The organism is Marinomonas foliarum (assembly GCF_003337275.1).
GTDB lineage: Bacteria > Pseudomonadota > Gammaproteobacteria > Pseudomonadales > Marinomonadaceae > Marinomonas > Marinomonas foliarum.
Map to the genome: position 1 here is coordinate 1 of NZ_QPJQ01000006.1, position 14,137 is coordinate 14,137.

At 44.6% G+C, this 14,137-nt stretch carries 11 protein-coding genes and 1 pseudogene; 1 reads left to right on the top strand and 11 read right to left on the bottom strand.

Annotated elements, in window-relative coordinates; genetic code table 11:
• Nucleotides 1-52: 52 nt before the first annotated feature.
• The 10 genes from DFP77_RS04355 to DFP77_RS04390 form a co-directional block, all read right to left on the bottom strand.
• The gene (locus tag DFP77_RS04355; protein WP_258861064.1) at nucleotides 53-2,641 is read right to left on the bottom strand and encodes a type I restriction endonuclease subunit R; all 2,589 of its coding nucleotides are present in this window, start codon (nucleotides 2,639-2,641) and stop codon (nucleotides 53-55) included.
• 120 nt (nucleotides 2,642-2,761) lie between these two features.
• On the bottom strand, nucleotides 2,762-4,756 hold the full coding sequence (locus tag DFP77_RS04360) for a DUF262 domain-containing protein (protein WP_114411075.1): 1,995 nt from the start codon (nucleotides 4,754-4,756) through the stop codon (nucleotides 2,762-2,764).
• Nucleotides 4,753-6,147, bottom strand: a complete 1,395-nt coding sequence (locus tag DFP77_RS04365; RefSeq protein WP_114411076.1) for a DUF262 domain-containing protein — start codon at nucleotides 6,145-6,147, stop codon at nucleotides 4,753-4,755. The genes DFP77_RS04360 and DFP77_RS04365 overlap by 4 nt, the downstream gene beginning before the upstream one ends.
• Nucleotides 6,144-7,307, bottom strand: a complete 1,164-nt coding sequence (locus DFP77_RS04370) for a DUF4268 domain-containing protein (RefSeq protein WP_114411077.1) — start codon at nucleotides 7,305-7,307, stop codon at nucleotides 6,144-6,146. The genes DFP77_RS04365 and DFP77_RS04370 overlap by 4 nt, the downstream gene beginning before the upstream one ends.
• Before the next feature lie 9 nt (nucleotides 7,308-7,316).
• Nucleotides 7,317-8,594 (bottom strand): restriction endonuclease subunit S, encoded by a 1,278-nt coding sequence (locus DFP77_RS04375; RefSeq protein ID WP_220235518.1) that lies wholly within the window; start codon nucleotides 8,592-8,594, stop codon nucleotides 7,317-7,319.
• The gene (locus DFP77_RS04380; RefSeq protein WP_258861065.1) at nucleotides 8,594-10,618 is read right to left on the bottom strand and encodes an HsdM family class I SAM-dependent methyltransferase; all 2,025 of its coding nucleotides are present in this window, start codon (nucleotides 10,616-10,618) and stop codon (nucleotides 8,594-8,596) included. Before DFP77_RS04380 ends, DFP77_RS04375 begins: the two co-directional genes overlap by 1 nt.
• Nucleotides 10,619-10,749: 131 nt before the next feature.
• Entirely contained in the window at nucleotides 10,750-11,025 is a 276-nt protein-coding gene (locus DFP77_RS19745) for a type I restriction-modification system subunit M N-terminal domain-containing protein (RefSeq protein ID WP_258861066.1), read from the bottom strand.
• Between the two features lie 113 nt (nucleotides 11,026-11,138).
• A complete protein-coding gene (locus DFP77_RS20075) occupies nucleotides 11,139-11,669 on the bottom strand; it encodes a WYL domain-containing protein (protein ID WP_258861067.1) in 531 nt (176 codons plus the stop codon).
• 93 nt (nucleotides 11,670-11,762) lie between these two features.
• Entirely contained in the window at nucleotides 11,763-12,089 is a 327-nt protein-coding gene (locus DFP77_RS20080; protein ID WP_258861068.1) for a BrxR family helix-turn-helix transcriptional regulator, read from the bottom strand.
• A gap of 308 nt (nucleotides 12,090-12,397) precedes the next feature.
• Nucleotides 12,398-12,772, bottom strand: coding sequence for a PD-(D/E)XK nuclease family protein (locus tag DFP77_RS04390; RefSeq protein WP_114411078.1), 375 nt, complete (start codon nucleotides 12,770-12,772; stop codon nucleotides 12,398-12,400).
• Between the two features lie 410 nt (nucleotides 12,773-13,182).
• Here DFP77_RS04390 and DFP77_RS20010 point away from each other — a divergent pair.
• Nucleotides 13,183-13,266, top strand: a pseudogene (locus DFP77_RS20010) (hypothetical protein); the annotation flags it as partial.
• 61 nt (nucleotides 13,267-13,327) lie between these two features.
• Here DFP77_RS20010 and DFP77_RS04400 read toward each other — a convergent pair.
• Nucleotides 13,328-14,107: a hypothetical protein gene (locus DFP77_RS04400; RefSeq protein WP_114411079.1), complete on the bottom strand. Its 780-nt coding sequence runs from the start codon at nucleotides 14,105-14,107 to the stop codon at nucleotides 13,328-13,330.
• Between the last annotated feature and the right edge of the window lie 30 nt (nucleotides 14,108-14,137).

Below are 14,137 nucleotides of genomic sequence, written 5' to 3' on the forward strand. Positions count from 1 at the left end.
CTGCTTTATCTGTGGTAAGAAGAAGTGTATCAACTTCAGCAGTTGGCTTCTTCTACACCTGATTTGCAGTGTCGCACTTATTATCTGAATTTAGGGGTATTAAGAATTTCAGAAACCAGAACAGCTTTTCCCACGCTACTATTTCGTAAGGCATGATGGAGGCCATTTGCCCATATATTTTCACAAACTGCTTCGCTTTAATTTTAAAGTCGATTTTTCCATCGTGCTCCAGCTCCAATTCGTAATCAAAACGAGCAGCAGCCTGATCAATGATGGGGCTAAGCATTTGAGCATCTTCGTTGTTAAAATAACGCTGCACAAAATTTTCGATTTCATACCATTCGTAAACACCAGCATCGTCAAGCGCGTCTTTTAGCTCATGCAGTACGTTAATGTCCGTGGCTTGAGATAACGATGTCGCAGTATAAAACGGATCGAAAGCAGCCTGGATATCCTCGGCGGCATTGAAAAAGTCCAGCACAAACAGGTCTTCAGTTTTCTTACCCAATTTGGGCGCACTGCGGTTAAGGCGTGACAGAGCTTGAACACAGAGTACCCCTGCTAATTTTTTGTCCACATACATGGCACACAATTTAGGCTGGTCAAATCCCGTTAAATACTTGTTAGCCACTACCAACAAACGGTAGTCATCGGTGTCAAATTTATCCTTGGTGTCGGCCTCAGAAAAGCCGTTCACATCAGCTTCTGTATACTCGATGCCATCTACTTCTTTGCTGCCAGAAAATGCAACCAACACCTTAAAAGGATTGCCCTGCTCCTCTAAAATACGTTTTATAGCCTGATAATAGCGAATGGCAGATTCAATGCTTTGCGTCACCACCATGCCCTTGGCTTTGCCTTTCAATTTTTTGGTGTTCACAATTTGAGGCACAAAATGCTCTAGCATGATCTCCGCTTTGGTATTGATGGTTTGCTGGCTGCTTTCAACGTAATTTCTTAGCTTTTTCTGCGCTTTCTTGGTGTCAAATTCCGGGTTTTCGGCAATGGATTTTTCAATTTCGTAATAGCTTTTAAAGGTGGTGTAATTGGCCAGCACATCTAAAATAAACCCTTCTTCTATGGCCTGTTTCATTGAATAAAGATGGAACGGTTTGAACGAGCCGTCTTCTTTTCGCTGGCCAAATTTTTCCAAAGTGCTGTTCTTTGGCGTTGCCGTAAATGCCAGATAGGAGGCATTGCCGCGCATTTTGCGTGACTGCATTGCTTGCAGAATTTTGTCTTGTGCGTCTTCGGCTTCGTCTACGTCAGACTTACCCATCGCTCGATTCATATTGTCATGCGCCGAACCAGACTGAGAACTGTGCGCTTCGTCAATGATTACTGCAAAGCGTTTGTCACTGAGGTCGGCAATGCCATCTATAATAAACGGGAATTTTTGGATGGTGGTGATGATGACTTTTTTGCCACTTTCCAGCGCCAGCTTAAGCTCTGAAGATTTAAAGGCAGGCGCAACGATGTTCTTAACTTCTGAAAACTCTTTGATGTTGTCACGCAGCTGTTTGTCCAGCAAACGTCGGTCTGTCACCACGATCACCGAGTCAAACAAGGGTCGATCCAAGGGTTTTCCACCGGCCACGGCTTCATTGGCTGGGTAAGTTTCAATCAGCTGATAGGCCGCCCACGTGATCGAGTTAGATTTACCAGAGCCAGCCGAGTGTTGAATCAAATACGTATGGCCGACGCCTTTTTCAGCTGCGTGTTTAACCAGTTCGCGCACAACATGCAATTGATGATAGCGCGGGAAAAACAAGGTGCGCTTTGTTAAGGGATCTTTGCTACTTCCGTCTAGCCGTACGAAGTGTTGAATGATATTGGCCAGGCTTTCTTTAGTAAAAACCTCTTGCCACAGATAAGCGGTTTTATGTCCATTGGGATTGGCGGGGTTGCCTTTGCCATGGTTTTGCCCTTTGTTAAAAGGCAAAAAGAACGTGCTTTTTCCTGCTAACTTGGTAGTCATATACACTTCGTCAGTGTCTACCGCCATGTGCACCAAACAGCGGCCAAACTGCAACAAGGGCTGCGTGGCGTCTCGGTCTTCGCGGTACTGCTTTTGCCCGTGGTAGAGGGCATTCTGGCCCGTCCAGGCGTTTTTTAGTTCAAGTGTAATTAGCGGCATGCCATTAATGAACAACACCATATCAATTTCTTGCAGCGGGTTAGCTAACGAGTAACGAAGCTGTCGTGTGCAGCTGAATAGATTGTTTGAAAAACGAAGGTGAACCGAATCACTGCTGCTGACCAGCGGCGCGGGATACATAAGGATAAAATGTGCATCATCAACACTGAGGCCTTTTTTCAACACCTGCAAAATACCATTTTTCTTGATCAGACGATCATATCGCTCTAGCAGTTTCCGCTGCCAATCTACTGGGTTATTTTGCTTTAGCTTGGCAAGTTCGGATTCTTGCGTTTGTTCCAAAAACTGCCAAAACAACCGTTCGTCTAGGGCATACTGTTGATTAAAATCTTGGGGGAAGCCGGCTACATAGCCGCAATGGCTATCGTTGTAGCTTGGCTTGGCCGCATCTGATATTTGACCACTTGTGGCTTCGAGGCTACTACCCGTTAACGCATGTTCAATCGCTGCCTCTAAGGCTTGCTCATTAGTTTGACTGACCATAAACTCCCTACCTGTTGATTTTTTTGACGCAGTGTCAGTGTGCTCAGTCAAATGACCGTCGAATGAGATTTTATGCCCTCACCCTATTCCGGCAATAACTGCAAATAGTTCAAGCTTCGATCAACTGTAATACAACGAACCCTTCTCTGCGTAATGTTGTCGAAGGGTGCTCAGCATGTCATCTTGGTGCACCTGAATCCCTGTTACACCCCACTGGTACGCCATTTTTTCGTAAGTGTTAAAGAGTGCTTTCAGTTTTAGTGAGTCATACCTAGGCTTGCTATCAAAATCTGCTTTTTTCTTTAAAACTGTCTGGTTGCTGTATGATGAGTTCTCACCAGGACTTAACAACACCAGGTTGCCAAAAGCATCCAAAGCATTATGATCCACCCTGTTTTTGTACTCCTCATTTTGCGGATGCACATGCTCCACCGAATTTTTGGAGGTAATGCGATAAGCTTTCAGCTTGCCGTCTGTTTTATCCCCTTTCTTCCAGAGCAAGTACTCAAGCTTTTGAAACCAGTAATGCTCGAATTTGGTGCCTAAGGAATCAGCGAAGTACGCTTCTTTATTAGACCACCCAGTTAAAACTGGGTGTTGCCCCTTTGCAATCTTGAAGCTGGCTTCTTTTTGAGTTTCTCTGGTTAACGAAAGCTGGTTATCGAGCTGTTCCAAGGTTGCCAATACCTGTTCTTCATCCATATCTGGATGTTCTACCAAGCGGCCTAGCAACGCTGTCAGCCAATAATGGGCAGAACGATCACCAGTAAAATTGCGCACGGCCTGTAACTGCACTAGGTTGCTTAACTCCTTTGCGGTGCGGTTAATGTAGTATTTTCCGCTTGATAGCGAACGGCTAATGCTGGTTAAGCGTAAATGAGCGTCTTCACGGTCGTCGTGCTCAACCCATTTCACTACCCAGGTATCAAACTGGTAACGTACCTGCCACAGCAGTTCGATAAAGGCTTTGATTTCGGCTTCATCCTGTTTTACCAGAACGTCAAAGCACGCTAGAAGATTACCCGCTTTAATGCGTGGTTCTAAATCATCCCAACCGTTGCGGGCACAGAAGATTCTGAGGGTATGAATTAACAGTAATTCAAAACTAATAATGGAGCGGCAATAGACGGTTTCTAAATCAATATTCTCTGTGCCGTCAGTCTGCGCTTGCTCCACAGTATTATCTTGATTATCTCCGGCATTCACCTCCGCCAACAGCATGGTAACCGATTTTCCTATAGCCAGCTCGGCCCTAGGTGCGCTTTCCGCCACAACAAACGCAGTGCTGAACTGCTTCAGATCATTGTATTCAAGTGCATTCCACTTTGCCTTATCGAACAATTGCCGCAGGGAGCGCTCGAAGTAGTTTTCCAGATGCTCACAGGCCTGCCATATTTTGCTGTACAGTGCCTTGTCAGTGTTGATCTTTTTCAACAGTCTGGCTTTAAGCAAATCTACTGGTTCTAACTGAATGCCAGCGGTGTTCATGCTGGAGAATAAACGATTCAGATCCATTTCTACTGGCACGATATTGTTTACCCAAACCACGTTTTTGTAGAGGTAATCGGCAAAAGCCTCCAGGTCGAAGCCATCAACTCCACTCAATTTTTCAACTTGCTGCTTTAACACTTTCAAATTAGCTGCCAGCGGGCGCAAGTACTCATCTCGTTTAATTTCCTCATCGCCTGGTCGTGGCAAGTCCTTCAGCCCCGCAAAGCTACCGAGCAAGTGGCTGACCGAATCACGAATTTCAAAACCAAGGCGAGATTGGTTGCCGAGCACCGACACCGCAGCCAGTTCACATGGCACACCTGCCGCTTTGAAGGCGATAGAAACCAACATCAGTGTCGTGGTGCGCTGCTGGCCGTCAATTAACTCGTACACTTCATGCTTGGTGCTATCACGACGAGCAGACAGTGCACTGCCTATAAAGTACTGGGCCTCTCCCGTTTCAAACGCTGTTTTTATGTCTTCGAACAGCTTCACTGCATCTTCATCAGTCCAAACATAAGGCCGTTGGTAGCTGGGAACCAGAAAACTCAATTTACGCTCATGTACTTGCTGTAAAGTCAGTAGTTCGGTATTTACGTGTTGCTGGTTTGCGATTGTATTCATTGTAAGCCTCCAGCCACTTTAACGGTTAACGCTTGGGCGAAGCCTTGTTTGTAATCTTCCGAAGCTAGATTAAGTTCAAAGAATTCGTTGACCTTACCCATATAGCGTTTTTTCACGCTACTTTTATCTGGCTCCAAATTATTACCATCCACGGTGAGCTTGAACTTATCCAGATAGGCGAAGCATTGTTCGGGCGTGTAGCTAAGGGCTATCCAGTCCAGAACTGGAGTCTCCCTGACAAAGGCATAAACCGAGTTTTCACGCACGGCCTTCTGGTTGCTTACACGGCGAGAATAAACCACCCGGAACAGTTTTTTGGATGCTGCTTCCAACTGGCATTCCCCAAACTGGCTGATGTATTGCAGTAAACACGCCTTGTATAACCCTTCGAGATAACCGCAGCCCTCGAGCTCTTTCAGCCAAGCAATGAAGGATTGAAAGCCAGGCAAATGAGGTAAATCGGGCTTGTGCCAATAATGCTGGTACAGGCTTTGGAAATAGCTCAAATAGCGAATACTGTTCACACCAGCGTTCAGTGGCTGGCGAAGCTCATAACCCTGCTGGTACAAATGTTGGCTGACCTCGCCAGCCAACCCTACTTGACGATGCACACGCACAAACGAGACATCTGCACCTCTTCCGGTTTGTTGAGCCAGCTCGGTTACAATAGTGTCACGCACCTGTTTCTTTTGTTGGTGCGAGGGCAGTTCACGCATGTTGATCCGCTGCCAATAACGGCCCTTTAACAGTGCGCTGACGGTATCATCCAGCTTGCCCAATGATTCCCACTGCTTAGCAAAGGTTTTTTGATGTAGGGTGTCTATGGCTCGCAAGTGATGCGCCTTGATAATATCCGGGCCACCCAGCCTAACACCACCGGTATTCTGCGTTTCGAAGAAACGGTAAGCGTCGTCTTCCGTTTGGGTAATTACCACAGTGAACTGTAGCTTCTGAAAATCCATTAGCGTTTGCAAATACTCAGGCTGAGCACTGAAAGTATCTTGTAGCCACTTCAGGTTGTGCTTGATCTGCTGTTGGCTAATTGGGTGTTCGTATTCCAACGTGCTGACCAACTGTTGGCTGTCATCCCATTGCAGCAGGCAAGCGATTAGGGCCAAAGTCGTCACCCTTTGCTGGCCATCAATGATATTCAATTTCCCGTTTGCCTGATGCAAAATTAAACTGCCAAGGTAGTAAGGCAGCTCCGGTGTTTGTTTGTTGTGATCGGCAATATCCCCCAGTAATTGCGCCAGTTGCTGATCTTGCCAGCGATAAGGCCGTTGATACTCAGGGATGGTTAGTGCTCCGCTTACAGGCTGACCATTGCTCGTCATAGGCAGCTGGCCTTGCAATAGGTTTGCTGCAGAGCACGTTAAAACGGCGACCGTCATTCTTTTTCCTTTTGCTTTAAACCTTCAGCCGCTGTTTGCAGCGGTCCTTTTAAGGCTTTTTCTAACTTTGTCATCTGCTCTAAGTGCCACGCAACCGCTTTGGGCCAATTGTCTCTATTAAAACCTTCGACTCGGCTTGAAAACTGGATACGCGATTGCTTTTTGTCATCAAGGCGAAGCCATTCGAGCGGCTCACCAAAGGCTGAATCTATCTGACCTTTTTGCTTAACCAGTTCGTCAAACAGCCATTTGTTCTCATCACCGTTGGCACGGCTCAGCCATAGTTCAACACGTAGCTCTTTTTGATTGAAAATCAAGCTAAATGGACAACCTGTTACCCCTGAGCCAGCACATAACCAATGATCTTTAGTGGTACTAATATTGTTATAGAGTTGGCAAGAGCTTTTCTGAAACGCCTCTAAGGCACGCTCCCAGTACTCGCGACGCACCGTATGGCGGTTTTTAAGGACCACTTCGGTGGTTTTTTCTTCCGCTTCCTTGGCATTAATGCCGATCATCAATTCTTTCGCTTCTGGCGTTGGGATGATCTGGTCAATATTAATCAGGAGCTGTTCACCCAGTGAATAAGGCGTGATTTTGAAGCAGGCAATGCTAATGCCTTGACCCAATAACCACAGCGCTGTGCTGGTCACTTCTTTGCGAAAGTTTGCAGCAACTAGCATAATGCGCTGGCTGTTACCCAGGTTGAGCTTTAACTCATCGAGATCGGGCGCATCCAAAAACTCACATATTCTCGCCGAAGCACTTGCAGGGGCATTTAACAGGTCAACCTCTGCTGTTACAGCCTCATAGCGGTCTAAGTACTGCTGGTAAATGTCAACTATTTGCGCTTTGGTTAAACTTGCACAGTAAGAGGCATATTTAAGCGCTTGCCACACCACATCGCGGCCACTGTCGTCCAGCTTGTTTTCGATAATGACCAAGTTGCCATCTTTATCCAATGCCAGTAAATCTAAGCGTTCACGGGTGTCATCAAAGCCATCAAACTCCTTTTGAATAATCAGTAGCTCTTCACCCAGTGCGGAAGGCTCGTGTGCCAACCATTCCTGAAGATGCTTGCGCTCAGTAAAGCCCAACTCACTGAACTTCTTTGTCCTAACAGGACTAATCCTGTTGGTTTGATGATTTACCGTGAACATATTCGCGTCCTATTGCTCAACCATTTCTGGGGTGATTTTTATTTTTCCTGTCACGGCGCTGTTGATCAGGGTGGTTTTGTATTCTTTAAGCTTTTCAATCTGCGACTTTTGGATATCAATCGTGCGATTCAGATCTGGCTCAATTCCTTCAATGAACGAAATTATTTCTTGAATTTCATCTTTTGGTGGCACTGGAACCAATACACTTGCAAGACGATCCCTTGTTAATTTTGGCTGTGCCGCACCAGAAATAAATACCGTATAGTCCAATCCACTTAATAACTCGGCCCAGTATTTAAAACCATGAAATTTTGGCTTAATAATATGTGCATGGTTATTTACCCAATACTTTCCAGTTGCAACAAAAGCCAATGGTGTTGACTTGCTTAGCAAATTCGCGCCATCTTCAGCGATCAAGATTAAATCTTCATCAAAGATGTAGTCATCAACATAATCGATAACACCACTTGCTCCGTAATACGGATATACGCCCTGTCTCGACTCTCTCTCAACTGCGCTTATTGGAACTCTTCTACTGTTAAGAAACTCAAACGCATATCTCAATGACATTAAGTTCCAATGCGCTGGAATCTTGCCAATCCAATCCACACCGGAGTCTTTCATTGGCACATTGGGATCAAGCCCTTGGGTCACCGCCTGTTGGATGATGATCTGCTTACGCTCTTTCAGCAGGCTAATTTGCTGCTCTTTGATCGCAATCGCTTCGTCTACTTGTGCTGTTTTCTTTTCGAGGTAGTTGGCTATCAGCTTTTGTGTATCTTCAAGGATCTCGAATATTGGCAGTCTTTTAAAATCAAGAAAGCTTAAGTTTTGACGCAAGCCCGAACCAAATTTATAGAGCACTTTGGTGGTATCTAAAGCGTGAAGGTAGTAATGAAGGAATCGAGCATCAAAGCCATTTTTTACCCGCAAGTTCAAATATGCGTTTGTGATAATGCCTTTATTTTTTGCCAAGCCAGTTCTTAGACTTACTTTATCATTCTGAAGATCGGTACAACGAACAATGATGTCGTCAGGCTCTACCAATTGATAGGTTTCAAACGACTCAGGAACTAGACCGACGAGCTTTTCTTCTGGCTTAACAACTATATGGCCATAACTTAGGGATAGAACCGTATTCTCCTTCATCCCTTTGTTATTACTCTTACTTTCACTAAAGGCAACAAAGCCAGGCTTGAGTTCCCACGAACTTGGAATATCTCCTAGCCATTCAACACCTGAATCTTTGTAAGCCTCATATCTCGGCATCAACGCTAAACTTTCCATTATGCTTCTCCCTGAACTTCCGCCACGTTCACACCCAATATCTGCGCAATAAGACCTTCGGCTTTTTGTTCTAAGTTGATGATGTCGGTTGCGACCTCTTCTAAACTACGCAGCGGTTTATGACGGTAGAAATACTTATTGAAGCTGATTTCATAGCCAATTTTCACCGTATCCAGGTTTATCCATGCTTCATCAACATGAGGCTTTACTTCGTCTAGGAAGTACTGGTAGATGCTTTGTTTCAATGGAACAGATTCTGTGTCACGCAGGTCTGAGTTCGTCTCGTAAGTGATATACTCGCCTTTTTTACCGCCTTCTGTGGTAGGAACGGGGTAATAACCAAAATCTGGCAGGTCAGCGACTTCACACTCATATCGCTCCAGCAGGTCGTTTAATTTTTCACCGCTTAACTTAACTACTTTTTTAACCACTTTCTTGGCGGTTTCGTCATACCAGCTCACCGCGTTCAGGATGGCATTTTTCTCAGGTGCTGAAAGCTTAATGGCGTGGGCTTTTAGTGATTTATCAACTTGGGTTTTAAAGCTATTGAAGTCATCAAATTCAATGCTACCGATGTCAGCCATCAGCGTTTGTGCAGTTTCAAGCAATGCTTTTAGCGCTAGCCAATGTTTCACATCGAGCAGTTTTGCCTTAGCCTTGGCATTGAGACTGATGTCGTTATCTTCACACCAAGAAAGAATGTCCTTCTCAATGGATTTTAAGAAGCTCTTTTTCTGATCAGACCCGTAGCCAGTTTTTTCGTAAACACGTTCGCCGTGCTCTGCGTACACGTACTCCATCACTTCACTAAGTTGCTTATCAAAACGCAGTGGAGCTATTGCGTCTTGAGTGAACTTGGCTTTGCGGCGATCTGGGCGCTCGATAGTGACTTTGTAGTAGCCAAAGTCGTCATTACTAAACACCTTACTAGCGATACCGATAGGATCATTATTTGCATCAAGTGCTCTTTCAACGTCCACACACGCAAGGTAAGTATCGGTGATTTCCGTGATGTGCTCAGGCGCAAATTCGCAGTTTTTGTTACCCAAGTTCTTACGCAACTTACGGTATAGCAAGCTGGCATCAATCAGTTGCACCTTGCCTTTGCGTGCTTCAGGTTTATGGTTGTTCAACACCCAAATGTAAGTGGTAATGCCGGTGTTATAGAACAGGTTATTAGGTAACTGAACGATGGCATCTAGCATGTCGTTTTCAATGATGAAGCGACGAATGTTACTTTCGCCACCGCCCGCATCACCGGTAAAGAGCGATGAGCCGTTATGAACAGAAGCAATCCGGCTGCCTAATGGGCTTACGCTCGGATCTTTCATCTTGTTGACCATTTCCATTAAGAAAAGCAGCTGGCCATCACTTGAACGTGGCGTGGCATCCACCACTTCGAGATTTCCCCAATAATCTTTCAGGCTAACCTTAAAACGTGGGTCAATTACATCATTGCCGTCTTTAATGTGCTTCTGTTCAGACGCCCAACTCTTACCGTATGGCGGGTTAGACAACATAAAGTCAAAGCGTGAAGCCGCGAACTCATCGGTAGACAAGGTTGAGCCTTCGCGAATGTTCTCGGGGTTGTTGCCCTTGATCATCATGTCCGATTTACAAATCGCGTAGGTCTCGTCGTTGATCTCTTTGCCGTAAAGGTAAACATCTCGACTGTCGTTCGGGTATTTCTCTTCAATAAAGTTTTGAGATTCAGTCAACATACCACCGCTACCACACGCAGGGTCATACACTGTCATGGTAAGCGGTAACTTGTCTTTGACTGGGTCAAACACCAGGTGCGTCATCAATTCAATCACTTCACGTGGCGTAAAGTGTTCACCTGCTTCTTCATTGTTTTCTTCGTTGAACTTGCGGATCAACTCTTCGAACACGTAACCCATACCCAGGTTAGTAAGGGCTGGCATCTTGTTACCATCTGGGTCTTCGACCGTTTCATGAGTTAAGTTGATGTAAGGGGAAACAAATTTCTCGACGACATCAAGAAGGACTTGCTTTGAGGCCATGTGACGAATTTGAGACTTGAGGTTAAAGCATTCAATGATTTCTTTAACATTATCGCTAAAGCCAAGCAGGTACTCTTCAAAGTTGGCGAGTAATATCTGTTGGTTATTCGTTGCGGTGTTGAATAGGGATTTCAGCGTCCATTTAGATGTATTGTAAAAGACATAACCACTGGGGCTGCCTTCAATGGTTCATCATCAAGCTCCGTGGCTTGCATCTCTTCTTTTTGGAACTTTACCTCATCAAGCACGGCTTCTTTGGTAGGTTCTAGTAACGTATCTAAACGTCGTAATACCACCATAGGTAAAATCACATCGCGGTACTTACCGCGAACGTACACATCACGTAAACAGTCGTCGGCAATGTTCCAAATAAATGAGATGAGCTTGTTATGTACACTATGATCCATTTTATTTTCCTGTTCAGTGTTGGTTGCACCCCACTAGGTTGCTGCAACGGCTTCACTATAAATTTAAAATTCTGTTCTTTATGTAACGCCTATATGGCCGCTACATCGTTCTATTAACTTGTTCTGCCAGGCGCTAGATTTAAGTTTGTGACACCATAAAGTGCCTGGCTGTTACGCAACCAAAGCTGATACTCAAAGCCCATTAATGAGTGCTCCGAAGAACAATCCACATGCCATTGGCGTAGCAAATAGCCAGCTGTTGCTGCTCTAATCTCAACCTTTAGAACACCACCCGTCATGCCATACTCCAGTTCAATCGCTTCACTGTGCTCTATGCGTGGGTGTGGCACTAACTCCAGCTCTACAAATCGGTTCCATTGCCGGTCTTGAGTTTCGAGCTCACTTTCTTTGATAACAGAAAGCGACAACGTGGAATCTTCAAGCACAGACGCTGCTTTAATTCGGGTCAGTACAAAGTCTCTGAATTCACTGTGCTTACGGTCGAATGCTCGAATATGCCAACGCAGGCCATTATCCACCAGCGTATGCGGCACAATGTCACGCGTTGTTTCACCACGCGATAACAACACATAGGTGATGCTCAAGGCTTTGCCTTTGTGTATGGCCTCGGTGACCTTCGTCACTATAGATAGACTAGGTTTAGGTTTGTTAAAGTAATAAGGCGCTTCACAAGCTGGAGGTGGTTTTACCTGTCCATTAAAGCCATCTCCGTACCCTTAGCTAATCGTCGCCAGTGTTCGAACGACGTCATTAACAAACAAAGGTTCAAATGCTTCACCGCGCTTATGCAACTTGAGCTTTTGGTCATACTCAATGTTGCCTGGCGCAAGCTCTCGGTATAGAGTGAAGTCTTTCGTTGCTTGTGCGGCCGCTATGCTGAAGCGATCGACTAAATCCGCCCGTACCGCTTCTCCCTTAAATAATAAGGTGAAATCAATGTGGGTAAGCTGCGCTATCTGCGAAAGCCTATTTAGCTTGCCTTTCATACCTTCTTTAGCGAGTGAACTCGCGGGTACCCTTTGCTTCAGACCATTATTTGTCATGCGTCTTGTTTATCCAATTCAACCAATTTCTTAAAACTCTGTTTCATATTCTGTGCCATCCTATCACAAGTTACTTTGTAGGGAAGACTATGCGTCATTAGGTGCGCGCATAATAACGAAAATAATCTAAGCCATTGAATTAACAAATTAAAAAAGCGTCAATATTGCTTTGATATCATGGGTTAAGAAACATGCGACTAGCTTGCAAGTTTATGAGGCAAACAACAAAGGTAAAGTATTCCCCTATCTATGTCGCTATGCCCTATTACCGCTGCCATAAGCAACTTTAAGAACAATTGACAGCTCAGCTATGTTCTTACTTCTACAAGGCCACCACTGATAGAGAAATAAACTAACGTGCTTATCACAGGCTTACCAGAAAGTGTTTCCAATGTGTCCCGATAAGCTTTTAACTGTCCAGTATGCTTTTGCGCTATCTCGAGCCATTTTTCTCTGGGTTGCGGATTCGACTTGTGGTCAATAATAATCCAGCCATTGTCAGTCTCTACAGCTAGGTCAATAGCCCCTTGTCGAAGACTTTCACTACTGAGCATCTGGATGATTGGCATCTCGGTATGCAAAATTGCTTTGGAATACTGAGATTTGATCCACTCGAGTAAAGCAATCCCCTGCTGATAGATGTGCTCCCCTTGCACAACACCCGGAAGCTCAGCTTTAACCAACTATTGCCATTCTTAGGGGTAAATATCAGGTATTACGTTATTGTAAATTGCTATGCTAGGTCCGCGTCGCGACAAAATACGTCGCTGACTAGATAATCAATGTCAAAGTGTCGTTGATTGTTCAGATTTATCCGTGGTCAGCGGCACCTTTTGAGAGTGGACAAATAGCGCGACTGAGTTATTAGTTAAAGGATGCTACGAACGGTCTTACTAATCGATTCAGTCTATTGTTTGCAGGTCTTTAAGAGGATCTGATCTCCATTGATCAGAAGGTCTTCTTCATCACGACTGAGATAGAGCAGCAGGCAGTTAATGTGTCTGTTGCTAATAAGCTATTAGCGTTAAGTTGCATCGGACCGCTTTCTGCAAGCACATTAGCAAACATAATAGGAGACTGAAAACAATTTCGTCGAAAGCGTGATTTTACTGCGTCGTTGGGATTAACACCCCGCCAGCATAGTACGGGAAGCAAGGATCGTTTGTTGGAAATTTAAATACGATAGTGTCATCCTTGCTATCGTCAAGCATTTCTATGAAATCCTGTCATTATTCACCTTAAATGATAATGTCATCTGTTTTTTGCCGTACCTTTTGCCTCACTAGATAAAAAAGGCCCTGCTCTAAATCTCCAAGTGGCAATTCTTTAGTAAGTTGTCGTTGAAGCTGCCTTAGTATACTTAAAAACAATACATATCCTTTTGGATTGAGAGCGATACCAAGCCCCTGGCAAAAAACATCATCCAACACGACAAAACGATTTGGATCTAAGAATCTAAGCTGTTTACTAGCAAACGATACTCTTAAGCCTTTAATGGATGCCCCCATAGTGATGGCTTCCTCATCCGAGACATCTCCCACAACAGAAAGCCATTTCTTCAAAACAAACCCTAATCGATCTTCATGATGACGATGAAGATTTGACCAAACACGAAGTCCCCTCCCCCAGTCACAGACAATATTACAAAAATGATAATAATCATCTTCCGTCGAAGTATTGTGAAGTGCTTTTCCTAAAGACTTTGCCTTATCATCAAGTTTGGAGGAAATCAGACAAAGTTTATAAGCTGAAAACAAAGCTGATTCAGTAAATTCTGTATCTGATACTTTGAAGAAAATTGGAAGGTTTTCTCGGGGGGAAAGATCTGTAAGCGTGATAAAACGACCGCTTTCGTCGGTAAACGGCACCTCCACTCCGCGAACTTCTAGCAAGCTAAGATGATCTGTATTATACAAATTGATTTCAAGCCATTGCTTGGACTTAACGCCGCCTAAAACCTGGAGTTCGCTCTCTGAAAAATGATCTATCAAGACAGGTGTGGATATTTTATATTTCAAAATCAATTCCTTTTTGAACTTGGTTGAGTC

Coding starts and splice junctions, on each gene's coding strand:
- DFP77_RS04360 (WP_114411075.1), bottom strand. CDS start 4,756: ATGAATACAATCGCAAACCAGCAACACGTAAATACCGAACTACTGACT.
- DFP77_RS20080 (WP_258861068.1), bottom strand. CDS start 12,089: ATGACAAATAATGGTCTGAAGCAAAGGGTACCCGCGAGTTCACTCGCT.
- DFP77_RS19745 (WP_258861066.1), bottom strand. CDS start 11,025: ATGGATCATAGTGTACATAACAAGCTCATCTCATTTATTTGGAACATT.
- DFP77_RS04380 (WP_258861065.1), bottom strand. CDS start 10,618: ATGGCCTCAAAGCAAGTCCTTCTTGATGTCGTCGAGAAATTTGTTTCC.
- DFP77_RS04375 (WP_220235518.1), bottom strand. CDS start 8,594: ATGGAAAGTTTAGCGTTGATGCCGAGATATGAGGCTTACAAAGATTCA.
- DFP77_RS04365 (WP_114411076.1), bottom strand. CDS start 6,147: ATGACGGTCGCCGTTTTAACGTGCTCTGCAGCAAACCTATTGCAAGGC.
- DFP77_RS04370 (WP_114411077.1), bottom strand. CDS start 7,307: ATGTTCACGGTAAATCATCAAACCAACAGGATTAGTCCTGTTAGGACA.
- DFP77_RS04355 (WP_258861064.1), bottom strand. CDS start 2,641: ATGGTCAGTCAAACTAATGAGCAAGCCTTAGAGGCAGCGATTGAACAT.